This is a genomic window from Methylomonas sp. Uni0009 (assembly GCF_054188105.3).
The window spans coordinates 2580089-2605274 of the sequence record NZ_JBTAFN010000001.1; the positions used below are offsets into that span (position 1 = coordinate 2580089).

At 55.1% G+C, this 25186-nt stretch carries 24 protein-coding genes; 8 read left to right on the forward strand and 16 right to left on the reverse strand.

Translation table 11 applies throughout. The features are described 5' to 3' along the window. Positions 1-35: 35 nt before the first annotated feature. Positions 36-923, forward strand: a complete 888-nt coding sequence (locus ACWAU0_RS12185; RefSeq protein ID WP_458136830.1) for an efflux RND transporter periplasmic adaptor subunit — start codon at positions 36-38, stop codon at positions 921-923. 580 nt (positions 924-1503) lie between these two features. Here ACWAU0_RS12185 and ACWAU0_RS12190 read toward each other — a convergent pair. The 14 genes from ACWAU0_RS12190 to ACWAU0_RS12255 all read right to left on the reverse strand — a co-directional run bounded on the left by ACWAU0_RS12190 (position 1504) and on the right by ACWAU0_RS12255 (position 15644). Continuing rightward, positions 1504-3408, reverse strand: a complete 1905-nt coding sequence (locus ACWAU0_RS12190) for a hypothetical protein (RefSeq protein WP_523070794.1) — start codon at positions 3406-3408, stop codon at positions 1504-1506. Positions 3409-3449: 41 nt separating this feature from the next. Further along, positions 3450-3914 (reverse strand): putative lipoprotein, encoded by a 465-nt coding sequence (locus ACWAU0_RS12195; protein WP_458136832.1) that lies wholly within the window; start codon positions 3912-3914, stop codon positions 3450-3452. Between the two features lie 275 nt (positions 3915-4189). Further along, the gene (locus tag ACWAU0_RS12200; RefSeq protein WP_171694481.1) at positions 4190-5023 is read right to left on the reverse strand and encodes a hypothetical protein; all 834 of its coding nucleotides are present in this window, start codon (positions 5021-5023) and stop codon (positions 4190-4192) included. 182 nt (positions 5024-5205) lie between these two features. Then, positions 5206-5367: a hypothetical protein gene (locus tag ACWAU0_RS12205; protein WP_415878948.1), complete on the reverse strand. Its 162-nt coding sequence runs from the start codon at positions 5365-5367 to the stop codon at positions 5206-5208. Further along, complete coding sequence (locus tag ACWAU0_RS12210) at positions 5364-6296, reverse strand: hypothetical protein (RefSeq protein WP_458136833.1); 933 nt, start codon at positions 6294-6296, stop codon at positions 5364-5366. Before ACWAU0_RS12210 ends, ACWAU0_RS12205 begins: the two co-directional genes overlap by 4 nt. 161 nt (positions 6297-6457) lie before the next feature. After that, the gene (locus tag ACWAU0_RS12215) at positions 6458-8923 is read right to left on the reverse strand and encodes an AfsR/SARP family transcriptional regulator (RefSeq protein WP_458136834.1); all 2466 of its coding nucleotides are present in this window, start codon (positions 8921-8923) and stop codon (positions 6458-6460) included. A gap of 104 nt (positions 8924-9027) precedes the next feature. Beyond that, the gene (locus ACWAU0_RS12220; RefSeq protein ID WP_458136835.1) at positions 9028-9603 is read right to left on the reverse strand and encodes a hypothetical protein; all 576 of its coding nucleotides are present in this window, start codon (positions 9601-9603) and stop codon (positions 9028-9030) included. Between the two features lie 138 nt (positions 9604-9741). Then, positions 9742-10491, reverse strand: coding sequence for an IS5 family transposase (locus ACWAU0_RS12225; RefSeq protein WP_033159547.1), 750 nt, complete (start codon positions 10489-10491; stop codon positions 9742-9744). Between the two features lie 407 nt (positions 10492-10898). Beyond that, positions 10899-11858 carry a lipoyl synthase gene (gene lipA, locus ACWAU0_RS12230; protein WP_205451176.1) on the reverse strand — a complete coding sequence of 320 codons (960 nt, stop codon included), beginning with the start codon at positions 11856-11858 and terminating at the stop codon, positions 10899-10901. A gap of 81 nt (positions 11859-11939) precedes the next feature. After that, positions 11940-12560 (reverse strand): lipoyl(octanoyl) transferase LipB, encoded by a 621-nt coding sequence (lipB, locus tag ACWAU0_RS12235; protein WP_205451175.1) that lies wholly within the window; start codon positions 12558-12560, stop codon positions 11940-11942. 9 nt (positions 12561-12569) lie between these two features. Then, positions 12570-12836, reverse strand: a complete 267-nt coding sequence (locus ACWAU0_RS12240; RefSeq protein ID WP_205451174.1) for a YbeD family protein — start codon at positions 12834-12836, stop codon at positions 12570-12572. Further along, positions 12833-13672 carry a D-amino acid aminotransferase gene (locus tag ACWAU0_RS12245; RefSeq protein ID WP_205451173.1) on the reverse strand — a complete coding sequence of 280 codons (840 nt, stop codon included), beginning with the start codon at positions 13670-13672 and terminating at the stop codon, positions 12833-12835. The genes ACWAU0_RS12240 and ACWAU0_RS12245 overlap by 4 nt, the downstream gene beginning before the upstream one ends. After that, positions 13669-14832 (reverse strand): D-alanyl-D-alanine carboxypeptidase family protein, encoded by a 1164-nt coding sequence (locus ACWAU0_RS12250; protein ID WP_101054711.1) that lies wholly within the window; start codon positions 14830-14832, stop codon positions 13669-13671. The genes ACWAU0_RS12245 and ACWAU0_RS12250 overlap by 4 nt, the downstream gene beginning before the upstream one ends. A gap of 143 nt (positions 14833-14975) precedes the next feature. Then, on the reverse strand, positions 14976-15644 hold the full coding sequence (locus ACWAU0_RS12255) for a helix-turn-helix transcriptional regulator (protein ID WP_240618098.1): 669 nt from the start codon (positions 15642-15644) through the stop codon (positions 14976-14978). A gap of 160 nt (positions 15645-15804) precedes the next feature. Here ACWAU0_RS12255 and ACWAU0_RS12260 point away from each other — a divergent pair, with 160 nt between their 5' ends. Both ACWAU0_RS12260 and ACWAU0_RS12265 read left to right on the forward strand, forming a co-directional pair. After that, entirely contained in the window at positions 15805-16185 is a 381-nt protein-coding gene (locus ACWAU0_RS12260) for a group I truncated hemoglobin (RefSeq protein ID WP_101054714.1), read from the forward strand. Positions 16186-16200: 15 nt separating this feature from the next. Further along, positions 16201-17187, forward strand: a complete 987-nt coding sequence (locus ACWAU0_RS12265; RefSeq protein ID WP_458136836.1) for a 2Fe-2S iron-sulfur cluster-binding protein — start codon at positions 16201-16203, stop codon at positions 17185-17187. Here the strand turns inward: ACWAU0_RS12265 and ACWAU0_RS12270 are convergent. Next, a complete protein-coding gene (locus tag ACWAU0_RS12270) occupies positions 17160-18056 on the reverse strand; it encodes a LysR family transcriptional regulator (protein WP_523070795.1) in 897 nt (298 codons plus the stop codon). The genes ACWAU0_RS12265 and ACWAU0_RS12270 overlap by 28 nt on opposite strands. Positions 18057-18183: 127 nt before the next feature. On the opposite strand from ACWAU0_RS12270, the gene ACWAU0_RS12275 reads away from it, so the two are divergent. The 5 genes from ACWAU0_RS12275 (at position 18184) to ACWAU0_RS12295 (ending at position 24162) form a co-directional block, all read left to right on the forward strand. Further along, positions 18184-19041, forward strand: a complete 858-nt coding sequence (locus ACWAU0_RS12275; RefSeq protein WP_458136838.1) for a hypothetical protein — start codon at positions 18184-18186, stop codon at positions 19039-19041. A 24-nt stretch (positions 19042-19065) separates the two neighbouring features. After that, positions 19066-20646 carry a DHA2 family efflux MFS transporter permease subunit gene (locus ACWAU0_RS12280; RefSeq protein WP_458136839.1) on the forward strand — a complete coding sequence of 527 codons (1581 nt, stop codon included), beginning with the start codon at positions 19066-19068 and terminating at the stop codon, positions 20644-20646. Next, entirely contained in the window at positions 20646-22091 is a 1446-nt protein-coding gene (locus tag ACWAU0_RS12285; protein ID WP_458136840.1) for an efflux transporter outer membrane subunit, read from the forward strand. Before ACWAU0_RS12280 ends, ACWAU0_RS12285 begins: the two co-directional genes overlap by 1 nt. Beyond that, the gene (locus tag ACWAU0_RS12290) at positions 22088-23260 is read left to right on the forward strand and encodes an HlyD family secretion protein (RefSeq protein ID WP_458136841.1); all 1173 of its coding nucleotides are present in this window, start codon (positions 22088-22090) and stop codon (positions 23258-23260) included. The genes ACWAU0_RS12285 and ACWAU0_RS12290 overlap by 4 nt, the downstream gene beginning before the upstream one ends. 167 nt (positions 23261-23427) lie before the next feature. Further along, positions 23428-24162, forward strand: a complete 735-nt coding sequence (locus ACWAU0_RS12295) for a DUF5765 domain-containing protein (RefSeq protein WP_458136842.1) — start codon at positions 23428-23430, stop codon at positions 24160-24162. Between the two features lie 35 nt (positions 24163-24197). On the opposite strand, the gene ACWAU0_RS12300 is transcribed toward ACWAU0_RS12295, so the two are convergent. Beyond that, the gene (locus tag ACWAU0_RS12300; protein WP_205451165.1) at positions 24198-25079 is read right to left on the reverse strand and encodes a PfkB family carbohydrate kinase; all 882 of its coding nucleotides are present in this window, start codon (positions 25077-25079) and stop codon (positions 24198-24200) included. Between the last annotated feature and the right edge of the window lie 107 nt (positions 25080-25186).

Genomic DNA, 25186 nt, shown 5'->3' on the forward strand with positions numbered 1-25186 from the left:
GTTTCAAATCAAACTAATCGATTAGTGATTTTTACATGCCCATACGCCACCATTTTTTTTGCGCATTAATCGGTCCTGGCCTGTTCAGTGGCACCGTGTTTGCCGCCAATCTGGATTGCATGGTCAAGCCGGAAATGTACGTCGAGTTGAGTAGCCCGGTGGCGGGGACTGTCGCAGCGCTGTTGGTCGATAAGGGTGATCACGTTGCCAAAGGCCAGCCGCTGGCCCAATTGGAAGCCTCGGTGGAATGGGCCAAGTTCAACCAGGCCAAGGCCGATGCCGAGACCAATAGCGAGGTACGCAATCAGAAAGTGAAATTGGAGTACGCCACGCGCAACCGCACCCGTTATCGGAGTTTAGCCACCACCAATGTCATTTCGCAAATCGAGAAAGACAAAGTCGAGACCGAAGTGGTGTTGGCTGGAATCGAGTTGAAAAAGGCAGAGGAACGTAAAAAGTCGGCGATGTTGGCATTGGAAATGGCCAAGGCGCAGCTGGAAGTTAAAACCATCAAAAGTCCGATAGACGGTATTGTGATAGATCGCTATGCGATGCCCGGCGAGTCCGTTAGTGATCGCGCGATTATGAAGCTGGCGCAAGTCAATCCGTTGCGCGTTGAGCTGATCGCGCCGACTGAATATTTTGGTCTGATTCAGTCTGGCATGGAAGTGGAAGTACGCCCTGAGCTGCCGGCCAAAAAAGTCGTGAGAGCTACTGTCACCAAAGTGGACCAATTGATCGATCCGGCCAGTGGCAGCTTTACGGTGCGCATGACCTTACCCAACCCTAGCGACGAACTGATCGGCGGCGTCAACTGTATCGCCACCTTTGATTTTGCCACGCCAGCTCCAACCACGACGCCGACTCCCCCGCCTTTTGTACCGCAGAACGTGGCGCCGGTGAGTCCGGTCATCAAGCGTTGAGCCAAGCAGCAGCGCTTACCCGCCGCATTGACACTAACAAATAGGGTGGATTGACTAGCGAACGCCTACCGGTGTTTTTCTGTCTGAAGCCTCGCGAGAACGGTTTGATGCGGCATATCGGGCAAATTAGCGCAATTCAGGTATATGCTTCGAAGCTGGTATAGCAATTATCTCGAAAACTGCGAGGCAACAGGCAACTCATACAAAGGGCTTGGAATAAAATTGGCTCCTCTCAAGTAGAGTTGTAGCCATTAAACCCGTGAACAAGAGGTAGCCAATGTCATACATGTCAATTAATTCAGGCGCGTCGCAAATTTATAGTGCTGCCGGGGCCAATGTTCCGACAGTCAAAAAGGCCCAGCCAAACAGCCCCATACAAGCGTTTCAGCAAGTCCAACCGGTTGCTAAAGACGCCTCCGATCAAAATAACGAAGGTGGTAAAGGCAGATTTATTGATGTTCGAGCCTGATGCCCGAGAATTTCACCGCAAATTGCCTAGGGTCTGAGGGCAGTCCGGTAAAGCGCCAACGAATTATTCCTCTCCACCTCTCACCGTCGCTATACCCGCAAGCTAGCCTAGTTAAAAAGCCTCAGGCCAATATAGACCTGCTTCCGGCAGCAATCCTGGAAACGAGCCTTTACGGATGTTAAAAAACAACAGTTCCGGCAGGCTGACTACAAGGCCTTTCAAGCCTTTGCGTAGATTATCCCCATCATCCCAAGGCCAACTGAACACACCATAAAGGCCCTGGCCGCCGGCTATCGCCAGATTGAAGCCGCCCTGCAATGGCCGAGGCCATAGCTGATCTTGAGTAAAGAATAAAAACGCCGCGTCATCCTCGTTCCATTGATAAATCCTCGAACTTAGGGTATTGGATTCCTGTAAATCCACCTGCCATTGCGGCATTTGCCGGTAACGCCGTTGACGCTGCCGTTCTCTGTAGGGCTGACGCTGGAAGCTGGTGCTTAGTCGATAGGCGCGTTCTATCTGGTCATAGGCGATAAACGGAATCATGTTCAAGCCGCCTTCATCAACATAACCGCCCAGCAGCCGCTGCGACGCCTGGCTTGTACTTTCCTCGGCTGTAGACGAGATTTCCGCAACCGTCTGGTTAATGAGTCGGAAGATTTCGGTGGCGCAATTGCGGCTAAGCAAGTTATAGCCATATAAGGATTGCAATTGGCTTTGATAGGTTTCGATTTGCTGCGTAACGCTGTTTTGGAAATCTGCCAGTTCGCTGGTAGGCAGCGGTAAACCAATCAATTCCGCCGCTGCCGGTCGCGACGGCGTGGTTGTCAATGGCAACAGCTGCAAAGACTGCTGATCATGGCGCGGCTTATGCAATTGCATTAGCGCCGTCGCGCTTAGCTCAAGTTCCGAGTAAGCAAGCTCATCCAGCGCTATGGGGCTGTCGAGTTGTTTGGACGCCGCGGCAAATAGCTCTTGACTGTATTGCAGGGCTGCCGGCAAATTGTCGTTGTCGATAATAGTGGCTTGTGGGTCGTCACTGTCGGGGCGGCTGCGGTCCAGTACGCTCAGATAACCCGAGCTGACGGCATGGTCTAGCGCATGCAAGCGGGCCATTCCCACCAACAGCGGATAACCCCAGTCGCTGCGTTGGCTGTGCATCAGGGTCATTAAATCGGCAAACAAACGCCGCCGAAAATCTTGTAGCTTGGCTCGTTGCGCGGTGTTGAGTTTGTATGTCGCCTCGGGAATTTCTAACAAACTTTCACTAAGCGGGGATAGCCTGGCGTGCAGCACATCCAGCGCGGCCAGATTCAGCAACTGATTGCGGTAGCGTTCGGCAAATGAGCTGTTCGTGGCGGTAAACCGTGTATCCGTGGGTTCAGCGGGGTTAACTGCTAACTCAGGTTTCAGGGTTTGCAGGGTTTGCCAAGCTTGCTGGCGCTTGGCCGGCAAAAAATCTTCGCCATACTCGTTAACGATGGCTTCGCGCAATTGTTGTAGTGCTTGGCTGTTGTTGCTGGGTTTGTCTGCCTCGACAGGGAACGCTTCCGTCGCCCGATATTGCGTCAAAAAATAACCCAATCCTTTTATGGGTATAGGCGGCGCAGAGTCAAGATGTTGCAAGCCTGCAAACAGTGCCTGGTCGTCGTGCAGGGCTTGTAACAGCGACAATTGCTGGTGTTGAATGAACAGGCGGCGACTAAAGGTATCCCGTAGTGCTTGAAAAAAATCCTCAGACACTTCGATGCGGTGACCATATATGTTTCGGTTCTCCTGAAAGCCGTAGGCAAACTCAAAAGCCGCCGCATCGTTGCGATACAAACGCAGCAGGCCAGGTTCGATGTGCTGAAAATGAAAGACTTGCCGGTCGAATTTAATGGCGGCATGGCCGCCGCTGGCGCTGCCTTCGTTGGCGTCTATGTACAGGAATTCGAAATGATGACTTTGGTCTGCTTCGGCAACGGCTACCCAAAGTAAACAGCCCAGCGTCAGTGCCCACTTTGCGAATTTCAAGCCAGCAACTGGCATGACCAAGTGGGCGACTGCCTGCGGGATTATTTTTTCAAACCTTCTTCAATGGCCTGTTTCTTCCAGGGCTCGTTATCGCTCAAACTTTCGGTAAACGCCGAAATTTGCGGTTTGCCGAGCTTGGCTTTGGCCAGTCCGCGACCGATGCCTACGTAAGTATTCCGGTCGGTTTCCCAGTTGGTGATCTCATGACTTTCGGCCAATTCGCTGAGATGTCCGCGAAAACTATCCAGTGTGCCGCTGCTGGACACCACGAAGGTAGCGGTATAGTCGGCCACATCGGTTTCGTATTTTTCGTGTTTGTTACGCGACGAGTCGGAGCTGGAGGTAAACGGGCTGGAGGCGCTTTTGAAGATGCCGCCAGAGCTGTCAGACAAGCTGCCTATGCTGTCGGACGAACTCTCGGAGCTGGTGGAAAACGAGCAGCCGCTTATCAGTGCAGTTCCCAACGCGATAGTGGTTGCCAAAGTAAAGGTTCTGAATGAGTTCATATGCTTGGATGGCTTTAAAAAACAAGTAGTGTTACTGCTTATGCGTGAAGACGCAAGGTTTTACGCCTCTACAGTGTTTTGGGGGAGGTAGGATGGCGAATTGTCAACGCTCGCGGCCTCCGAAGCCGCATGATAAAAAGGGAGAAGAAGGTCAGGGATGAAGAGGCTTACATCCCGTGTTTATACGTTTTTAATGGGTAGTTCGAAGCTCGGGTGCTTAGCGTTATACACAAGTGCCGTCCCACGCGCTAGCGTGGGAACGAGCGAAAAATCTGCTAGTGCGAATGGGGGGCGGCACGCCGCAGGCGCACTGCCGCAGATGCCAGTGCAATGCCGAACAGCGAAAAAGCTCCCGGTAACGGCACAGGCTTAACCCAGGTCAAAGTACCACCAGCATTGTCGACCAAACTGACGCCAGCCGGTAAATTGAAAAACAACTTTGCGCTGTTCGACGCATCGGCTAGTGATTTGACGCCGGCACCATTGGCCCCTTGTATCGTTTGCAGCAAAAACGTGATTTCCAGGGTTTCGCCAGGGTCTATTGTCATGGCTGGCATTAATAATGTCATGTCAAGGTTGGTCAAGGTTGCCGTATTAAACAAGACGGTCCCCCCGTTTTGCGTAATTGGGGTTGTTGTATTGGTGGGAGGGTAGGAGAAACCATTACTAGCCTGACCAATATTGACGAAATGATCGCCTCTGGCTACTCTTGCCAAGCTGCCGTCATTGATGCTAAGGACACCGGTTATGCCCGCGCTGGCGCCCGAGTTTGGTACCAGCGGGCCAAGTGTATACTGGCCGGTAATGTTGACACCAAGCGCTCCGGCCGGCAGCAGTATTGGCGCGTTGCCCAGCGGATTGGTAAAGGTCAAACCTTGTAGTCCAGCATAAGCAAAGGAAGCGTCGGGGGATTCCGATCTTGCCTTGAATACGGCACTCAGCAGATCCGCCTCTGCAAAGAAGCCGGCGCCGGTCTGCGTGGCAAATGCAGGATCAGACGTGATCCCAGAACCGCTGGGGTCAGGGTATTGAACGAACACTGTCGCCGCTGTCGCAAGTTGGCTGGTCGCAAGCGCGCATATGCCAATATATCGTACTAATTTCAACATAATAATCCTCCAAATGTTATGACGTGCTTTAAAGTATCTCTGACTGGTGTTTAATCTGAATGGTCTTAAGTAACTTAGATAGTGATATTGCAAGGAGCCTTGGCTGAAACGGTTGTTCGAGTTGGTTACCGAATCGGAATAACCGGAAGCCCTGAATTCCGCCGTGACGACATGACGCCATCCTAAATGTTGGCGTCGTCGAAAGTAGCTGGATTGGGATCGAAAAGACGCTGATTGCCGTAATCGTTGCCGCCATATTGCAAAATGGCCTGGTCCGCGCGAACAGCGGTGGTAAGGCCGAATAACGCGATGCCGAATAGCGCATAACCTTTGTTTAGATTCATGATTGGATTCCTGGGTTAATGGATTCGACCAGCGGGAAAATCATGGCTTGGTGCGAACGCTGGCGGTTGAAGCCGAATATGCCCGCCAACCCGGTAAGCATCAAGCCGATGGCTGGTGGAAGCGGGACAGGCGCCGTTTTCACCCAATCGAGCGCAATCGGCGAGTTCAGCAAGGTTCCCGCCGGCAATTGCAAGCTGATCGACGCGGTGTGCGTTGCATCGCTGGCCGCGCTCCAGCCACTGCCGGGAGTGCCCAAGCCGACGCCGGCCACGACCCAGGTATTCAGCGAATAATTCACGGTTAGAATGTCGTTCGGTCTCAGCGTGAAAGCCGGGAAGGCCAGATTGGCCGACAACTTGTCCGCATCTGCCGTACCGCTGCCGGTGAAACCGGCATTGGGGTTGAAATGAAAGTCGAAAAACGGCGATGACGGGCTATTGGAAGTACCGTATTGATACAGCACGCTAACGCCGGGAACATTATTGCCCGGGTAAGTGCCGGACAACGCGGAACTCAGTACCGTGGCGGCTTGGCCGCTCGCTTCGCTGCCGATTGTGCGGCTGAACACCGCGTCGATGTCGGCATCAATCGCTCCGGCGGCAAAACTGATATTGACGGCGCCGGTATTTTTGAATGTTGCAGTCATGCCGGTGTAGGCATAAGTGGTTTGTGAGCCTGTATCCGCAGCTGCAGAACTGGCCTTAAAGATGGCGCTGCCGAAATCGGCGGAAGCCGTAGAGCCGCCGACTGCAATCGACAATACGCTGGGATGATGCTGCAAGGTATTCGCGACCCCGGGACCGCCGTACTGGACATAAACGTCGGAAGCGATCAACGAAAGCACAGGCGGTGGCGAAACTACTGCGGCAAACGTCGAAAACGGATTGACGCATAAAAACAAGGTGATCGGCTTAGCGGGAAAGTTCATGTTTAGGTCTCCTATCGACGGTCGTGTCGATACCCTAAAGCAACAGGCCTCACAAAAAACTCACAACATTGACCGAATTTGTTTGCGGATGATCGGCGAATGCGTGACCGGAAGTTATTTAGTATTAGCTCGATGCCGTCCATTAAGGCTATGAACATTGTTTAGCCTTTACCGACGTTTGGTGCCGTGATCAGTACGGCCAGGGACTTTAAGCGGGGAGAGGGTTCGATGCCATAGTGGCCGGCATAGTGGCGCCGACAGCGGCGGTAAGCTAGCAAGGCCTCGGCGCGCCTATCTTCGGCGAGCAGGCAATCGATCAGCCGGTATTGCAGATTTTCCGCCAACGGTTCAATTGAGACGGCTTGCGTATAGCAGGCGATGGCCACGGCTCTCCGGCCTGCGGCTTCCAGCTCGGAACCAAGCTTTTCCAAAGTTTGGATGAATTTGGCAGCGAGATTTTCCCGTTTCGATGCCGCTAATGGCGCTTCCAGGCCGGGCAAAAACGGGCCGCGCCAGACTTTTAACAGGCGATCCGCCAAGGTTGCGGCCTGATTCGGGTCGGCGGCAAATCGTCTGGCGACTTCGTCGACGACCCAAATGTCCAGCCAGCACAATTCCCGATTCAAAGACAGGGTGCCGCCCTGCAACAACACCGCCTCATTCCGTCCCAGCAGTTTGCGCAGGCGCTGCAAGGCCACTTCCAGCGCGTGCTGGGCGGCATCGGCGTCCGAGTCCGGCCACAGCGCATCGGCCAGGGTTTGTTGAGGCACGCCGTCCGGATTGGTCGCCAGCAACCACTGCAGCAACTGCAATGGCTTGTTGTCTTTTTGCCTGCGGCGGGCCGCCGGTTCGAGGCCGTCGATCCTGAACTGGCCCAGCGTCCGGATTTTCACCGGCCACGGCCATTCTTCGCAGGCGTTACCGTCCGGTTGCAGTTGGCGTTGCACTATCCACCAACGCACATAGTCGGCTTCGATACCGCGCTCCAGCGCCACGGTACATAACCTGCCGATCACTGCCGGCTGCCAGAACGGGTGCACGTTCAGATAGCGCTGGCGCTTGCCCAATGCCATCGCTCGGGCCAACGCTGCCAGGCCGCCGGCTTCGTCGTCGCCGGCCAGTAGGACTTGGGCTTCGGTCAGCAAGGCCATGAACAGAATGAAGGGCTTGTCCGCGCGAACGGCATGGCTTTGCAATTGCTGTAAATGCCGGGCGGCTTCGGCCAGATCGCCAGCCGCCGCCAAAATTTGCGCCAGACCGTGCTGAACCAGGGCCGCCACCGACGGTAAATTGATTTCGCGGCAAATCGACAATGCCAGTTCCGCTTCCTGGCGCGCTTGGCTAAAACGCTGTTCCGCCAGCGACAGGCCGGAGCGCAAATGCAACATGAACGATTGATCCACCCGCCGATTCTCCGGCATACAGGCTTCCATGCGCGCCAACGCCGAGCGAAAGCGCTCCCAGTCCCTGGCCGACAGCGCGGTGTAGGCTTCTTGTCCGTAAATGTTCGGCAAATAAAAAGCCAAGCCGTAAGCGGTAGCCAATTGCGCGGCCGCCTCGGTGGCTGCGTAAGCGGCGGCGTGCTCGGCGCATAGGTAAGCGTTCACTGCTTGCCAATTCAATAGATTGATCCGGTACAGCGGTTCGTCGTTGGCTATCTGCTGATCCAGTAAGGCAAAAAAGGCGCGCGAACCTTCCGTATCGCCGCGCCAGACGTGGTATTGCAACAGGAAGGAGGTCAAAAACACCTGGCGCCCCGGTGGACAGTGCGGCAGGCGCGCTAATGCTCGCTGCGCCCAGCGTCGGGCCAATTCTAGGTAATCGGGGAAGTGGACCAGAATATTGCCGCAGCCCAGGATCCAGGCGTCCAACTCCGGATCGTCGGCTGCTTCGATTACTGAATCCAGCACAGCCAGTTCGTTCAGCCAGCGTGCCGCGTCGCGAAAGTCGTCCATCACGAAAAACATCGCGCTCAGTACCCCGGCGGCGCTCAGCGCTTTGCCCAAGGGGTCGTCGCCGAAACTGGCGTGAGCCCGTTCGAACAAGGTTTGGGCCAACGGCGGATTTAACGCCAACTGGGCCGCGGCCCGCCAGAACTCCAGCCACGGGTTAGCCGGTAAGTCGTCCGGTAAACTCTGCAACCAAGACTGCAGTTGCAGGCTTCTGCCGGCGCCCAACTCGGTTTTGGCATGGACCAGAATCAGGCGTTGCAGGTCCAGTCCGGCGCCGGCTTGGCGGTACAGTTCGAAGGCCTGGCCAATCTCGCCGTGGCGTTCCAGCACTCCGGCACTGCGTTTTAAAAATGCCGCGTAATCGTCCTGTCCGAGGTTGGCCCGGTGGCGGGCCAGCAGAAATTCCCGCAGCAAAGGGTGAAGTTGGTAACTGGGGATGGCAGTGTCGATGCGGTTGACCAAATAATGGTTGGCCGCCAGTCGGGCCAACGTCGCCAACACGGCCGGGTCGTCTGCTAAATCGTGCGCCAGCGGCTCGGTTGCGGTTTCTGCGCAGGCAACGGCCAGCAACTGTTGCAAGACGGTGGCATCCAAACCGTCCTGCACCCGTTGCGCTAAATCTGCTTGCTCGTTGGCCGGAGTCGGATGTTCGGGTGGCCGTTGCCGTAATTCCACGGCTAAAGCGGCTGGCGCCGCGGCTTTGGCCGAACAGCTTGTCGAGCCTGTCGTTGCCGCCGTCGAATCCGGCTAGATCGGCCAGTCGGCCGGCTTCGTCGCGGTCAAACGCCAATTGCGCCGGCGTGAGCATGCCGAGCGGCTGCAATGCAATAGCCAGTCCGGGCGGTGGTTCGTGGCGGCTCAGACACAGTATTCGGTGCTGCACGCCGACGATGCGGCCCAATGCGGCCAATATCCGCACCAGTAACCGAAGCGACCACCTGGTGGCAATCGTCGAATACCAGCAGCATTGGCGCGGCTTCGGGCGGCAACAGCGTGCGCAATAACTCGCCGACATAGGCTTCAAGGCCGGGCAAATATTCCGGGCCGAACGCCGGTGTCGCGGAGACCAGGCCCAAACGGGTTGCCGCAGTGCGGAAATGCCCCAAAAAAACGGCCGGGTCCAGGTCATCGCTGTCGAAACGGTACCAAAGTACGGGTTGAGTGTTTGCGGCGGCATAATCAGCCGCTAACGTGGTTTTACCGTAACCGGCCGGCCCGAACAGCCAGACTGCCGAACCGTAGTCGGAATAGCTGCGGTCTATTTGTTCGAACAGGCGTCGGCGGCAAACCACAGCGGGTAAGGTCGGCGCGACCAATTTAGCGGGAAGTTGCGCGCGCACCGGTTTGTCGATCATCCACCCCCCCAAGCAATTTATCCACACGAATCGCGTCGGTAGTTCAGCACAAACCAGCGTCCGGCAGCAACTGTTATTAATCCGGTCTTTAATAATCGGCTGGGAAGAGTCCTATAAATAGTAGGGGCTGTTGCCGTTTTACATGGGTAACCAAATAAAAGCGCAGGCCAAAGCGACAACGCCTTCAAAATTGCGTTTCAATTTGTCATATCGCGTTGCGATGGCTCTGAAATGTTTCAATCGCGCAAAGACATTTTCAACGAGGTGGCGATATTGGTAGAGGCACCAATCCATTCCGTCATTCCCGACGATTGAATTTTGTTTTCTAGGAATGATAGGGACACTCCCTTTCTCTCGAATTTGAATCCGTAGAGGTTCACTGTCATAGCCTTTGTCAGCGACCGTGTAGTCAGCCAAAGGCAGTTTAGCCACTAATTCCGGCGCTTCTTTGCAGTCATGGACTTCACCACCGGTGATCGAGAAATGAATAGGCAGCCCACAGGCATCAACGGCCATATGGATTTTCGTGGTGTTACCCGCAACGGATTTCCCAATCGCGGCATCCTGTTCATGAGCCGCACCACTACTATGCTGATGCGCTTTCACGATACTGCCGTCAATAAAGGTCCATTCCAAATCCGGTGCCACAACCAGGCCTCGAAAGATGCCCATCAGTTTTTCTTGCAGTGACCACGCATTAAACCGTTTGTAGACTGCATTCCACTTACCAAACGTGGCAGGCAGGTCTCGCCAGGGGCAGCCGACTCGCATGCGATAAAAAATCCCTTCTACCGTTTGCCTGAGCGAAGGCTTGTCATAAATCCCCAGGCTTAACAGGATGGCTTTGAATTTATTCCAGTATGCATCCGTAAACATTTGTCGCGGCATAGCTCACTTGTCTTCTGATTGAAAAATCAATCAATGAGGCAGAGCCGTTCGATTTCAAGGCTATCGTTTCAAAATGGCAACAGCCCCTATTCTATTCACGCAAAAGCAGTTAGGCTCTTAATATCCATGTGCCCGATGCCGGCTATTCAGCCACAAACCGATGACCTTAAATCAGCCGGCTTACGCGCTAGAGGAAATCAAGAACCTGCTCAGCCGATTTCACTGAGTACCGAAGTAAATATAATGTTCGACGTCGCCCCTTGCGGGTTGGCAATTGAGACCACTCCGCGAATCAGTTACGGGCCGGATTTACTTGCTTGCGTATTCTTTATCCATGCGCGATTGACGGCTATGATGCGACAAAGCTCAAACGCTATCGGGATGTTTGTATAGCTTGGGATGTGTTGCTATTTGCCAACACCCGCTGCCTGCAAATCGGCGTGATAGGAAGACCGTACCAAGGGCGCGCTGGCGACCTGTTTGAATCCCAATTCGCGGGCGATGTCAGCATAGCGCTGAAATTGGTCGGGATGAATGTATTCCTGTACCGCCAAATGGTCCTTGCTGGGTTGTAAATACTGGCCCAACGTCAGCATGCTGACGCCGTGGGCCAGCAAGTCTTTCATCACGTCAATCACTTCCGCTTCGGTCTCGCCTATGCCCAACATCAAGCCGGATTTGGTTGGTACATTGGGTAAGCGTTGTCGGTGTTGTTGCAGCAATTGGAGCGAAATATGGTAATCGGCGCCGGGGCGGGCTTGCAGATACAGGCGCGGCACGGTTTCCAAGTTGTGGTTGAACACATCGCACGGCTGTTGTTGCAGAATGTCCAGCGCCGTATCCATCCTGCCGCGAAAATCCGGCACCAATACTTCGATGGTGGTATTAGGCGACTGGCTACGCACTGCCGCGATACAAGCGGCAAAATGGCTGGCACCGCCGTCGCGTAAGTCGTCGCGGTTCACGGATGTGATCACCACGTATTTCAAAGCCATTGCGGCGATGGTCGCGGCCAGATTGGCCGGTTCTTCCGCATCCAAAGGCTGCGGTTTGCCGTGGGCAACGTCGCAGAACGGGCAGCGGCGCGTGCACAAATCGCCCATGATCATAAAGGTGGCGGTGCCGTGGCTGAAGCATTCGCTCAAGTTGGGGCAGGCGGCTTCTTCGCAGACAGTGTGCAAGCGGTGTTCGCGCAATGATTGCTTGATGCGATTGACTTGGTCGCCGCTGGGCAATTTGATGCGTATCCAGTCCGGCTTGCGCAAGATTTGTTCGGGCTTTTCCACTTTTACCGGAATCCGCGACAGCTTGTCGGCATTACGTTGATGAGTTTCCGGGGTGAAGCGGGAAGGGGCGTTGAGGGTCATATAGCCACCGGGCACTGGGGTTGGTTTTAGAGTCTTCGCGAGCTTGGCTGTTTCCAGCGAGGCTCGTCGAATTTGCTTATTTCAGATTTCTATCGCTTGCAGTAACTGATGCACGACCGGCACGGCTAGTTCCTGATTAGTGATCTTAACCCCCAAATCGGCCAGTTGCGTGACTTGCAAGCCGGCATAGCCGCAGGGATTGATGTCTGCAAACGGCGCCAAATTCATATCGTTGTTGATGCTCAGGCCATGGTAACAGCAACCGCGCTTGATACGCAGGCCCAGCGAAGCAATTTTTTGCTGATTGACGTAGACGCCCGGTGCCTTGGGCTCGGCTTGGGCGGCGATGCCGTATTGCCGCAAGGTGTTTATCACCGCGTTTTCCAGAATATTCACCATTTGTCTGGGACCTTTGTTTAAACGGCGCAAATCGGCCAACAGGTAAATCACCAACTGGCCGGGACCGTGATAAGTCACTTGGCCGCCGCGGTCGCTTTCGACGATTTCGATGTCGTTGGCTTTAAGAAAATGTTCGCGCTTGCCGTTTAAACCTAGCGTATAAACCGGCGGATGCTCGACGATCCAGATTTGATCGGCAGTGTTGTCGTCGCGTTCGGCAGTGAATTGCTGCATGGCTTGCCAGACGTCGAGATAGTCTTGCGTCCCCAGATCGCGAAGGACAGTCGTCGCCTTACTGGACATCAGTTCGGCTTACAGCGCCATCAATACATCAGGGCAGGCCGTCAAGCCCAGGTAGATGGCGTCCAGTTGTTCGCGGCTATGGGCTTCGATCATGATCGTCACCGCCAGATAATTGCCGCCTTTGCTGGGTCGTGTGGTGACCGCGCCTTCTAGAATGTCCGGGACATGGCGGCGGACGATTTCCACGACGATGGCGTCGAAATTGTCGCTATGTTTGCCCATCACCTTGATAGGGAATTGGCAGGGAAATTCCAGTAAGCTTTCGGTTTCGCTCATGACAGTGATTTTTTATAGGCTTGCAGTAAGTCGTGCATGCGTTGCCAGGCGGGGCCGGGTTTGCCGTCACCGACTTGCTGGCTATCCAGTTCGATGACCGGCACGATCTCGCGGGTGGAACTGGTGACCCAGATTTCGCTGGCGTTGTGCAGGGCTTCCAGTGCGATGATGTCTTCTTGATAAGGGATGTTATGCGCGGCCGCCAATTCAAGAATCACGTCGCGGGTAATGCCGGGCAGGATTTCGTGGCTTTTCGGCGGCGTAATCAATTCGCCGTCCAGCAACGCAAACAGATTACTGGCCGCGCCTTCGACGACATAACCGTTGCGCACCAGTATCGCTTCCGCGCAGCCTTGATCCAGCGCCTCCTGCCTAAGCAGAATGTTGCCCAGCAATGTAATGGCTTTGATGTTGCAGAGCTGCCAACGGATGTCGTCCAGCGTAATCGCCTTGATGCCGTCGACTCGGCCGGCGAACGGCTTGATGTCCGCAGACATTGCAAATATGGTCGGTACGATTTGTTCGGGGAAACCGTGATCGCGTTTCGGCGCATAGCCGCGGGTGACTTGCAGGTAAATGTATTGATCGCGGTCATCTGCCAGCAGCGGCCGGAAAATCGCTTCCCAGTCCGCGACGCTGTGAGGCAACGGTAAACGGATGCCGTTCAGGCTGTTGTTGAGCCGGGCGATATGGTCTTCCAGTCTGAACAGCCGGCCGTTATAAGCCGGAATCACTTCGTAGACGCCATCGCCGAATAAAAAACCGCGATCCAGCACCGACACTTTGGCGTCGGCTAATGGCAGATAAGCGCCGTTCAGATAGACTTGCTCGGTCATTCTTTTTCCAGTAAGCCAATGGCTGCGTCGTAGAGACGGCGGAAAATGCCGCCCTCGGCGACAGCATCCAAAGCCACCAGCGGTTTGCTGAGGATGGATTCGCCAGCCAACGAAATGTTCAGGTTGCCGACCGTGTCGCCCTTGTTCAACGGCGCGAATACGCCTTTGTCGATCTGCGTTTCGGCTTTCAGTTCGTTAAAGTGTTTGCGCGGAGCGGTGACATACAGGTCTTCCGGTAAACCGACCGGGACTTTGGAGGTCACGCCTTTTCTGACCCGCGCTTCGCCCAAAGGCTTATTGCCTTCGTACAGACGGTGGGTTTCGAAGAAGCGGAAACCGTAATTCAGCAGCGATTGGCTCTCGTTGGAACGCGCGCCGGCGCTGGCTGTACCCATTACCACCGAAATCAAACGCATATCTTCCCGTTTGGCGGAAGCCACCATGCAATAGCCGGCATCGTCGGTAAAACCGGTTTTCAAACCGTCAACCGAAGGATCGCGCCACAGCAGCAGGTTGCGGTTTTGTTGGGTGATGCCGTTGTAGGTAAATTCTTTTTGCTTGTCCCAGCGATAGTATTCCGGGAACTCTTTGATCACCGCGCGGGCTAAGGTCGCCAGGTCATGTGCCGAGCTGTAATGGTTGGGGCTGGGCAGGCCGGTGGCGTTTTCGAAATTGCTGTTGGCCATGCCCAAGCGGCTGGCTTGTTCGTTCATCATCGTCGCGAAGGTTTGTTCGCTACCGGCCACGTGTTCAGCCAAGGCTACGCTGGCATCGTTGCCCGATTGAATGATCATGCCTTGCAACAAGTCTTCGACCGCCACTTGTTTGTTTACCTCAACGAACATTTTTGAGCCGCCGGTTTCCCAGGCGTTCTGGCTGATCGTGACTTTTTCGTCCAGCGTCAAATGCCCGGCTTTCAGCTCGCGGAACACCACGTAGGCGGTCATGATTTTGGTCAAGCTGGCGGGCGATACGCGCTTGTCGGCGTCTTTTTCGGCCAATACCCGGCCGCTGTCGAAGTCCATCAAAAAGTAACTGGAGGCCGCGACGCTGGGAGCGGCGGGGGTGAAAATCGGGCTGGCGGCTTGCAGCGAGAAGGCGGTTAACAATAACAGCAGCCCGCTAAACAGGCTGGTTGTCGTGCGGAAAGGTTGGCTCATGGTCGCGATTCAAAATAGTCATTCTGGAAAACAACATTGTAACACCGAGAGCCGCCGCGTAGAAAAACCCGCGTATTGTGCTAAGGCGCTTTAGTCCAAAGCCGGAAATTTTGGCAACTGTTTGGAATAGTTGGGAAGTTCGCCTAAGCGCTGGTATGGCAGATTTTGAATTTGCAGGCGCAATCCTGCAAGGCCATGCAAGCGGTTTGCTCGACGGGCCTATCCAATAAAGTGGACATCAGCGCGCGATCAAATTCGCATAGTTCCGGGTGCTGCTGCGCTAAATCGTGATAAACACAGTTAACGGCTTTAATGGTCGGCTGTGTTTGTTCGGCGTCCATTTCGGCGTGATAACCCAGCGATTGCATCAATTCCAGCAGCGCGCTTTGTTTCTGTGCCGGGTCCTTGCCGCTGAATTGCGGGGCCAGCGACTGTGCCAGATTGACGCCCATGCGCCACAGCATTTGCCTTAAAGCGGCTTCGCCCAGTTCGGTTTTTAGCTCGCCCAGCAACAAGTTGCAAAACCAAGGATATTGCTTGGGCAGGCGGTTGCGGCCTTGTTCGGTCAGCGTGTAATTGCGCGAAGGCCGGCCGCCGGTGTTGTTCAGCGCCGCTTCCTGAATCAACTGATCTTTTTCCAGGCCGGTGAGATGTTGTTTGACGGCGTTTCTGGAAATCTCCAACTGGGCGGCCAGCTCGTCGATACTCATGCCGGAGGTGCTGGACAGCAATAATTTTAAGATTTGCTCTTGGCGCGAGCCGGTAAGTTTGACCATGGCGTGTGGGGTGGTCGGAAATAAGTGATGCGGCATTCTACGCCGGATCAGCTATCACGCAAAGCGCTGTAAGTCTATTTTTGGCATATAAATAACTTTTATAATAAAAATATTGCAAAAGTGGTTTTTTTCGCTTACTCTGCGTTCGGCTTTAAACAGCCGCATTTTTTTAATTGGCAACTAAAGGCAGACCATCATGAGTGAAACCACAGCGACACTTTACGAACAACTGGGCGGCGAAGCGGCCGTTAACGCGGCGGTCGATATTTTTTACCGCAAAGTGCTGAGCGATCACCGCATCAGCCGCTTTTTCGATAACACCGATATGGACAAGCAGGCAGCCAAACAAAAATCCTTTTTAACCATGGCTTTCGGCGGTCCGAATAACTATTCCGGCGCCGATATGCGTCAAGCCCATGCGCATCTGGTTAAAAAACTGGGTTTGGATGACTCACATTTTGATGCGGTGGTCGAAAATCTGGCGGCTACCTTGCAAGAGCTTAATGTGCCTCAAGAGCTGATCAATCAAGTCGCGGCGATTGCTGAAAGCACCCGTAACGACGTGTTGGACCGCTAGGCGCCGGAGTAGGGGATGAGCTTGCATAAACTCAGAGTGAACGACCGCGAAATTGTTTGCGAGTCTGGCGAAACCGTGCTGGACGCCTGTCTGCGCGAAAACATCGACATCCCCTACGGTTGTCGGCAGGGCGCTTGTCAAAGCTGTATGGTGCGCAGCTTGCAGGGCCCGCCGCCGCTGGCGGCGCAAGACGGTTTAAAAGAAGTGTTGCGGCATCAAAATCATTTCCTGGCCTGCCTGTGTTATCCGCAGCAGGATATGTCTATCAGCATTAATCCGCCCGCCGATTTTTTCACCGAAGCGACGGTAATTGAAAAAAGTTTGTTGAATGCGGAGACGCTGCAACTCACTTTGCGGTGCCGCGAAACCATGGATTATTACGCCGGCCAGTTCGTGAATCTGAAACGCGCCGACGGATTGACCCGTAGTTATTCGATTGCCAACAATCGCTTGCATGCCAATAAATTAAGTTTTCATATCCGCCGTTTGGCGGGCGGGCGCTTCAGCGAATGGGTGCACCAGGAACTTCAGGTAGGCGACAAACTCGAGGTATCCGATCCGCAGGGGCTGTGTTATTACCTGCCGACTACCCCGGAAAAAAATCTGTTGCTGATTGGCACCGGCAGTGGTTTGGCGCCATTGGCCGGGATTGTCAGCGAAGCTTTGCACCACGGTCACAGTGGCGATATTCATCTATTCCATGGCAGCCGCGAGATGGATGGTTTGTATTGGATCGAGGAAATGCAGGCGCTTGCCGACCAATACTCAAATTTCCATTACACCGCCTGTATCTCACGCGGCGATGCGCCTGATGGCGTGGCCAGGGGCCGGGCCAACGACGTGGCGATGGCGAGTTTGCCTAGTCTGAAAGGTTGGCGGCTGTATTTATGCGGCCATCCGGATATGGTGCATCAGACCAAGCGCCAGGCGTTTTTGCATGGCGCGGCCTTGCAGGACATCCATGCCGATGCATTTCATGTCGCGTCGGCCACCTTGGATTGAGCGGGCAGCGCATAAACCTTTTGCCGCTCCAGAGCCGCCAAGGTGCGGATCTGCGCCAGCACCTGCTGTAAAACCGCCGAATCGTTATCGCGCTGCGACACCATGTAGGCCGGTAATTTGAATTGCGGGCTGTCGGCGACCGGAAACAGTTTGCCGGCTTGTAGCAACGGTTCGGCCAGGCGCACCGGCAGGAAACTGGAGCCGCGGCCTTGCGCCAGAATCAGTTGTACCGCCATCCAGCCGATATTGACCACCTGCGCCGGCCGTTCCAGGTTGGGGTAGCTATTACTGTGCTGAGCATAAAATCCGGGCGCCCAATCGACATAAATGTAATCGTCGTTCGGCCAGGGCTGGCTGGGGTCGGTGGTCAGCAGCACCAGGGTTTCATCGAACAAAGGTTCTATTTGCAGGCCGGGGCTGTGTTGGGGGGTATACATCAAGCCGATGTCCAGCGCGCCCGCTACCAGGCTACGCATCAAGTCTTCTTCGAAGCCGATGTCGCTGCGGATGGAAATATCGGGCATGGCCCGCCGTATCTCGCTGATCCATTCCGGCAACAAGGTTTCGCACAAGGCAATCCGCGCGCCGATGCTGATACTGCCGCGAAACCGGCTGGGCAAACCGATGTCGTGCCGGGCTTGTTCCAGGGTTAATAGCAAGGATTTGGCGTGCGGTAAAAAACGCCGGCCCGGCAAAGTCAGGCTGGCGCCGGAGCGATTGCGGACAAACAGCGTCACGCCCAGATAAGCTTCCAGGCGCTGGATACGGGTGCTGACCGTCGATTGCGTTACGTACAAACGATTGGCCGCTTCCAGAAAACTGCCGTTGGCCGCGACGCTTAAAAAGGTTCTGATTTGGTCGATGTCCATCAGTTTAATATTGCATTTATCGATATTAAAGTCCAATAAATATCGCTTGTCTTATATCAACGTGGTTTTTATAGTGCCTCCTGAGTAATGTATCGATTCGATGGCATTGTTGGGTGCGGAGGAAATCATGAAAACTTCAATATGTTTATTCACCAGGCTTTGGGGTAACCACAAAAACATGCTGCTGGGATTGGCTTTGCCGTGTTTGCTGGCGGCATGCACGGCGCCGAGCATTAAGCCCGCCGCGTCGCAGATCGACCGTTTGCACAGTTTTTTGATTGTGCCGGTGCAAGCGCCGCCCCTTGAAGTAATACCGGATTTGATCGAACGGCGCGATCCGGCTTATCGACATTTCGAAAACATGGCCATGGGTTATGCACTGCCTACTGAGCTTTATCAAATCCCTGGCGGTATCGAAATTGCGGGCATGGTTAGTGACAGCCAAACGGTTGATGTAGACGCGATGACCAAGGCGGCGCCAAGCGCTGCCGGTAGCCCTGCAAATACCGATTTGGGTTGGACGCCCGCCAAGGCGGCGGCGCAGAAGCTGCCTGGCCTACTGGCGGCGGAAAATCGCAAAGGGGAATTGAGCCGCGAGTATTATCAGTTACCGGCGGCGGGTGATGCCAGTTTGCAACATTGGCATCAGGCCATTCAAGCCTGGTATGGCCAGAACACCACGCCAGTCGATTATGCGGCGATGGGCCGCTACGACGCGGTGATAGAGGTCGGGATCGGCAGGTATCGGATTTTTGAAGGGCAAACGTCTTTGCAGCTAATGATCAAGCTCATTGATCCCGTATCGCGCCATGTCATCGCTCGGACACTATCGGAAAGTTTCAGGGTTGACGATCAGGCGTTCGCCTCTCTGGAAAATGGCGGAGACGCATTTAAACAATTGATCAGCGATATGGCGGTGCCGTTGCTGCGGCAAAGTTTGGGTGACATTGGTCTGCGCCTACCCCCTCAAGCTGACGAATCTTAGCGTGTTGACCGGGCCGATAAGCGGATGAGCCTCGTCTATCAAAAGCGTCTGCGCGGCTGGCGGTTTAAGCTGTTTAACCTATGTCTGGGATTTGGGCATGCGTTGGTGATCTTCAATGCCGGCGCGTACATCGCCATGCTGCCCAGAGTGGCTGGCGGCTTGGGGGTGCCACCCAGTTTTGCGACCTGGACCCAGACTGATTACATGATAGCGCTGGCGCTGGCGTTTCCGGTGGGCGGCTGGTTGGCGCGGCGCTTCGGCGAATACCGGCCCTTCGTCGCGGCTTTCCTGGCGTTTGCCTTGGCCTCTTTCCTCTGCGCCTATTGCACTGCCTTTTATGGCTATCTGGCTGGCCGCATTGTGCTGGGATTTGCCGGCGGCTTGACGCTGCCCTTGGGTCAGGCCTTGTTGCTGAAGGAATATCCCGATAGGCGTAAATCGCTAGGTATCGGTATCTGGAGCCTATTCACGTTGACGCCGTTCACCTTCGGCCCGCCTTTGGGTGGTTGGATAGCCGATAACTTGGGTTGGCGCTGGCTGTTTTGGCTCAACATCCCGGCGGCATTGGCGATTGCCGGTATCGTCGGCGCGCTGTTGTATCGGCGCGGTCACCGGCGATCCTGGCAGCGCTTCGATAGCGTGGGTTTTATCTTGTCGGTGATGCTGGTGTTTGCTTTGCAGACTTTGTTGAACCAGGGCAACGATTGGGACTGGACCGATTCGGCTTACATCAAAGGCTTGATCGCATTGATAGCCGCCACGCTGATTTATTGGGTGGTGTGGGAATTGCAAGTGCGTCGGCCATTTCTGGATATTCGCCTGTTTGCCCACCGCAATTTCAGTATTGGCGTGTTCATTTTATTCACCGGTTTTCTGTATTTTCAAGGCTTGCTGTCCTTGCTCATCGTGCAGTTACAACTGGCGTTCGGCTATTCGTCGTGGGAAGCCGGTTTGGTATTTCTGCCGATGGCTATCTGCGCCAAGCCGATGGCCAGCGTCTTGCACGAGATCGTCAAACGCTGCGATGCCCGGCTGTTGGCGAGTGCTAATTTGCTGGGATTTGCCGCCACCTATTTTTGGCTGAGTCGCTTCGACGATCCGGACTCGTTTGCCCAATTGTTCTGGCCGAAATTGCTGGAGGGTGCCTGCCTGGGCAGCTTTTTTGTGCCGATGACTGCGTTGCTGCTGCACGGCCTGCCAGCCGAACGGCAATGGCGGGCGCTGGAATTGGCTAATCTGTTGCGGATAGCGGCCGGGGCAATCGGCATTGCGGTGCAAGGCATCGTGCTGTACCGGCGGGCGCCGCAGCATCTGACCCGCTTTGCCGAAAATCACGGCGCGTTTGAATTGGCCGATCATCCTGCCTTGGCAACGCTAAATGCCTTGGGATTTGCAGAGCCGGCGGCGTTGACCAAATATGCCAAGCTGGCCGGACGTGATGCGGTGTTACACGCCATGAACGATGCGTTCTGGATGGCCGGTTGCGTGTTTGTCGGCATGGCGGCGTTGGTCTGGTTGGCGCACCCGACTCGCACCCCGGTGAAAGTCAGTGTCGAGCAGGAACTGCGCCGGGAAACTCAGGAATTACTCGCGGAGGAGGCCTGATGTCTGTACGCCGACTCATTGCACTGGCGTTAATGTTGGGTATTTCGTCAAGTTGCGCCCGGTTCGGTGGAGAAGAAAGTACGCGCGCCAGTCTGTTACCCATGCCTGACATGACCAACACCGTTGCTGATGCGCGCGGCAGTTTCGCAAGCAGCGATGCCTGGCCGGCGCCGGATTGGTGGACCGGCTTCGCCAGCCCGGAATTGCAGCGCTTGATAAGCACGGCGCTGGCCGATAATCCGGATTTGAAGGCTACCGCAGCCCGGTTGCGACAGTCGCAGGCGATGGTCGATGCGCAGGCCGCCGAGCTTTATCCGACAGTTGACGCCAATATCAGTTTTTCGGCGCAGCGCTTTTCGGCGAACAGCGTGCAAGCCAAGCTGGCTGGCGAGAACTTTCGGCAAATGCTGATCAACCCCTTGATCTTGCGATACCACCTGGACTTTTGGGGGCGCGATGCAGCGGCTCTGCAAGGCGCGGTTGGCCGCTCGCTGGCGGCCGCGGCGGAATTGGCCGATGCGCGGCTGTTACTGGCGTCTGCTGTGGCCAAGGCATATTTCGAGCTGCTGGCTGTCAGCGAAAAGCAAGGCATCGCCGAGCACATCGTCGCCGAGCGGCAGGCCTTGTTGAGATTCGAACAAACGCGGCTGGCGACTGGTCTGGTTGCCGACGCACCGCTATTGCAGGCCAGAATAGCCCTTGCTAACGCCGAACAAGGTTTGGCTGCGGCGTGCGCCGACGTGGCGATAGGTAAAAATCTGTTGGCGGCGCTGGCCGGGAAGGGGCCTGATTGGGGGGCTGGCATCGTCATCGAACCCGATCAGCTTGAGCAAGCCTTAACCCTGCCGGTGGATTTGCCGCTGCATTTACTGGCGCATCGTCCCGATATTAGCGCGGCGCGGCTGCATGCCGAGGCGGCGGCCGAGGAAATCAAGGTGGCCGAGACGGCGTTTTATCCGGACGTCAATCTGGTGGCCTTCACTGGTCTGCACAGCGTCAGCTTGAGCGACGTGTTGTTGCAAGGTTCCAGTCTGGCTTACGCGGTCGGGCCGTCCATCGAGTTTCCGATTTTCGAAGGCGGCCGGCTGCGCGCGAATCTGGAGTATCAACAATCGGCTTACGATGCGGCCGTCGAGCGCTATAACCGCAGCTTGGTGCATGCGGTGCAGGAAGTGGCCGACGCGCTGAGCCGTTGGCGTGAGCTGGATGAGCGCTTGGCGGCACAGCGGCAAAGCTTGGCGGACGCATTAGCCGCTGACAAGCTGGCCGATAGTTTGCGCAGTCATGGCTTGTCTGATCGTGCCGCGCCGAGTCTGGCCAAATTGGAGGTCTACCAGCAACAGTTTCGCTTGGCGGCTCTGGTGGGCGAGCGACATAAAGCCGAGATCAACATCATTAAGGCGCTGGGCGGCGGCTACAGCGACACTAAACCCGCAAAGCCATGACCGCAAACATGCCCAAAAAAATTCGTCCTCGGGAAATTCTGCGCCAACGCCGGCGTCGCTTGCAAGGCGTCACCTTGGCTTTGCTGCTGGCCGGTTTGGCTTATTTGGCGTATTGGTGGCTGGAGCATCGCGACTGGGTGGCCACTGACGACGCCTTCGTGGCAGGGCATTTAATTACGCTGAAAACGCAGACTGACGGTACCGTGGTCGAAGTACTGGCGGAAAACACGCAGTGCGTGCAAAAAGGCCAGGTCTTGGTGCGGCTGGATGGTGTGTATGCCGGCATCGCCTTGCAGCAGACGCAAGCCGAATTGGCGGAAGCGGTGCGGAATATCGTTAGTTTGCAGGCCAAAGCCGAGACGCTGAAGCAGCGGGCCTTGGTGAAACAAGCTTTACTGGCACAGGTCAATCACGACCTGGCGCGCTTCAACGCGGCGGCCAGGGATGGCGCGGTTTCCGATCAACAGCTACAAAATGCCCAAGATAAAAGCCACGAACTGGAGGCGGCGATTAAAGAAATTCGCGCCGAACAAAGCGGCATTGAGGCGCAATTGCTGGATTCGGGGATAGATAATCATCCGGCCGTGGAAAAAGCCAAGAGCCGCTTGCGCCAGGCGTTTCTGGATTACCAACGCCGGAATCTGATGGCGCCGGTGTCCGGTTGCGTGGCCAAACGCAAGGTACAAGTTGGCGATACGCTGAAGGCTGGTGCGCCCTTACTGGCTATCGTGCCGCTGAACGATCTATGGATAGAAGCCAACTTTCTGGAAAGTCAGATCGCGGGGGTCAGGCCGGGGCAGGCGGCGGAAGTGCGCGTCGCGGCGTATGGCGACGACCGGGTTTATCACGGCCGGGTGCAAGGCATCAACCCAGGCACCGGTAGCATCTTTGCAGTGTTGCCGACCGATAATGCTACCGGCAATTTCATTCATATCGCCGAGCGCCTGCAGGTGCGTATCGCGCTGGATGTAGCGGAACTCAAGGCCAATCCCTTGCAGCCTGGCTTGTCTACATTAACCCGTATCAACATAGAAAAAGCCGACGGTTTGGTATCGGCATCCGCGGTTACGCTGAATGGCGAGGCTTATCGCACCGATGTTTATGATCGAGAGTTGGAGGGTGCCGAACAGTTGATAGAACAGATTGAGTTGGCCAATCGGCCGCACTAGTTCGGCCGTATTCAGGCGGCTAGCGATTAATTCCCACAAAATTGCTGCAATAAAACGCCGCTACGTGTATCTTTGCCTTCCGGCAAAAATGGCCGGCACTCATAAATCAAACCGGCGACTGCGACAAGGTACGCGCCGCTTCTAAAAATTTAAATGACGGATTAACCATGTGTTTTAGTGCCAATATGTCTTTGGGCCTGGGAGTGGCGGGGCTCGTTGCCTCCACGGTAACTTTCCTGGATAAGGACGAAACCTTTTGGGTGAAACTGGCGAGGGCTTACGCCATTTTTCACTTCTCGTTGATGGAGTTTATTCAATATTTTGCGTATCCGGTGGCCGATCAATGCGGCTATGGCACCAACTTATTCCTGAGTGAGCTATCGTCGGTACATATCAGTCTGCAAGCCTTTGCGATCATGCCGGCTTTGGCGACGTATTCGTCGGACCCTAAGGCTTTGAAGAAAGCGTTTATTCTCGGCAGCTCTTTAAGCGGTTTGTTTTTAATTTTGACCCGCTTGCCGAACGACTGGCAGCTGTTTGACATAGATCCTAACTTCATCGGCCGGATGAACTCCTGTCTGTTCATGGGCATTTACCATATCGGTTATGCGATCTCCAGCGCCTTTGGTTTGCTGGTAACCCATGGCTCCCTGTTTGCCCTGGCCTTCAGCGCGTTTGTCTGGAAAAACAATTGGCGAATCGGCATCTACCATTGTTTTGGCGCGTTGATGACCTTGTTCATGCCGCAATGGCTGTTTGGCGTCAGTACCGGCGAGGCGGCAGCCATGTATTGTTTTTATTCGATCCCGATCACCGCCAGCTTCATGCCGACATTTAAAAAGTTTTTCTCCGCCCAGTCTGACGATTGGTCAGACGGTGTGCCTGCCAGACAACAGTCTTGATTAGTGCCGCAGAGGCACAAGACATTACGCCTCTGCTATTGCCAGGCTTCAATAAATCCTTGATAAAACGCTGGGTCGGCGACGGTAGCGCCGCGCTGACCTACCAACGCCGACGCAAACTCCTGCGCCCGTTTTAGCATCACGGGCATAGGCCAGTTTTCGGCAATCCCCAATAACAAAACTGCTGCAAACGCATCGCCGGCACCGACCGTATCAACTATTTTAATATGGCTTTCGGGGGCGATACTGAACAACTCCCCAGATGAATTCAGCGCCAGCGCACCTTGGCTGCCGCGCGTAAGCACCACGCCTTTTAAATGATATGTCTGCTGCAATAGGCGCAACTTGGTGTCTATGCTCTGCTGGTCAGGCAGCAATAATTCCAATTCTTCATCGTTCAGTTTTAACCAATCCGCGCCGGCTATCCATCCCAAGACCTCATCCGCTTGCCACCAGGGCGCGCGCAGATTGACATCCAGAAACACCGGGCCACTCCAGTTCTGTTGCATATCAAGCAATGTTTGTCTGGAAACCGGGTTTCGTAAAGCCAGGCTGCCATGATAGAGCAAGCCCTGTTTGTGGGCATGATGGAACGCCTCGGCATCAATGTAGTCGTAAGCTTGCTGGTCCAGAATCCGGTAGCTGGGTTGCCCGTCTGTTATGCTGACCGCTACGCTGCCGGTTGGATGCGTAGCGTCGATCTGCATGGCAGATCGCGTCATACCGGTACTTTGCATGGCCGCGAGGATCTCGCGGCCGGCGTCATCTTCACCTACACGGCTGACAAACTGGGCTGGCCGGCCCAAAGCTTGCAAATGCCAGGCGACATTAAACGGTGCGCCACCGAGGATTCGGCTGCCGTCCGGAAAATTGTCGAATAGTACTTCACCGAATATCGTGAAAAAAGCTGTTTGCATCTGTCTGGCCTCGCCGCAATTTCTGGTTTAGAGCGATCACAATAATCAACGCCTGCGGAAATGACAATGGCGTGTGAACGGCTATGGTCGTTTTCAGGGCGCTTACC

Coding starts and splice junctions, on each gene's coding strand:
- ACWAU0_RS12185 (WP_458136830.1), top strand. CDS start 36: ATGCCCATACGCCACCATTTTTTTTGCGCATTAATCGGTCCTGGCCTG.
- ACWAU0_RS12195 (WP_458136832.1), bottom strand. CDS start 3,914: ATGAACTCATTCAGAACCTTTACTTTGGCAACCACTATCGCGTTGGGA.
- ACWAU0_RS12200 (WP_171694481.1), bottom strand. CDS start 5,023: ATGTTGAAATTAGTACGATATATTGGCATATGCGCGCTTGCGACCAGC.
- ACWAU0_RS12205 (WP_415878948.1), bottom strand. CDS start 5,367: ATGAATCTAAACAAAGGTTATGCGCTATTCGGCATCGCGTTATTCGGC.
- ACWAU0_RS12210 (WP_458136833.1), bottom strand. CDS start 6,296: ATGAACTTTCCCGCTAAGCCGATCACCTTGTTTTTATGCGTCAATCCG.
- ACWAU0_RS12220 (WP_458136835.1), bottom strand. CDS start 9,603: ATGATCGACAAACCGGTGCGCGCGCAACTTCCCGCTAAATTGGTCGCG.
- ACWAU0_RS12225 (WP_033159547.1), bottom strand. CDS start 10,491: ATGCCGCGACAAATGTTTACGGATGCATACTGGAATAAATTCAAAGCC.
- lipA (WP_205451176.1), bottom strand. CDS start 11,858: ATGACCCTCAACGCCCCTTCCCGCTTCACCCCGGAAACTCATCAACGT.
- lipB (WP_205451175.1), bottom strand. CDS start 12,560: ATGTCCAGTAAGGCGACGACTGTCCTTCGCGATCTGGGGACGCAAGAC.
- ACWAU0_RS12240 (WP_205451174.1), bottom strand. CDS start 12,836: ATGAGCGAAACCGAAAGCTTACTGGAATTTCCCTGCCAATTCCCTATC.
- ACWAU0_RS12245 (WP_205451173.1), bottom strand. CDS start 13,672: ATGACCGAGCAAGTCTATCTGAACGGCGCTTATCTGCCATTAGCCGAC.
- ACWAU0_RS12250 (WP_101054711.1), bottom strand. CDS start 14,832: ATGAGCCAACCTTTCCGCACGACAACCAGCCTGTTTAGCGGGCTGCTG.
- ACWAU0_RS12255 (WP_240618098.1), bottom strand. CDS start 15,644: ATGCCGCATCACTTATTTCCGACCACCCCACACGCCATGGTCAAACTT.
- ACWAU0_RS12260 (WP_101054714.1), top strand. CDS start 15,805: ATGAGTGAAACCACAGCGACACTTTACGAACAACTGGGCGGCGAAGCG.
- ACWAU0_RS12265 (WP_458136836.1), top strand. CDS start 16,201: ATGAGCTTGCATAAACTCAGAGTGAACGACCGCGAAATTGTTTGCGAG.
- ACWAU0_RS12270 (WP_523070795.1), bottom strand. CDS start 18,056: ATGGACATCGACCAAATCAGAACCTTTTTAAGCGTCGCGGCCAACGGC.
- ACWAU0_RS12275 (WP_458136838.1), top strand. CDS start 18,184: ATGAAAACTTCAATATGTTTATTCACCAGGCTTTGGGGTAACCACAAA.
- ACWAU0_RS12280 (WP_458136839.1), top strand. CDS start 19,066: ATGAGCCTCGTCTATCAAAAGCGTCTGCGCGGCTGGCGGTTTAAGCTG.
- ACWAU0_RS12285 (WP_458136840.1), top strand. CDS start 20,646: ATGTCTGTACGCCGACTCATTGCACTGGCGTTAATGTTGGGTATTTCG.
- ACWAU0_RS12290 (WP_458136841.1), top strand. CDS start 22,088: ATGACCGCAAACATGCCCAAAAAAATTCGTCCTCGGGAAATTCTGCGC.
- ACWAU0_RS12295 (WP_458136842.1), top strand. CDS start 23,428: ATGTGTTTTAGTGCCAATATGTCTTTGGGCCTGGGAGTGGCGGGGCTC.
- ACWAU0_RS12300 (WP_205451165.1), bottom strand. CDS start 25,079: ATGCAAACAGCTTTTTTCACGATATTCGGTGAAGTACTATTCGACAAT.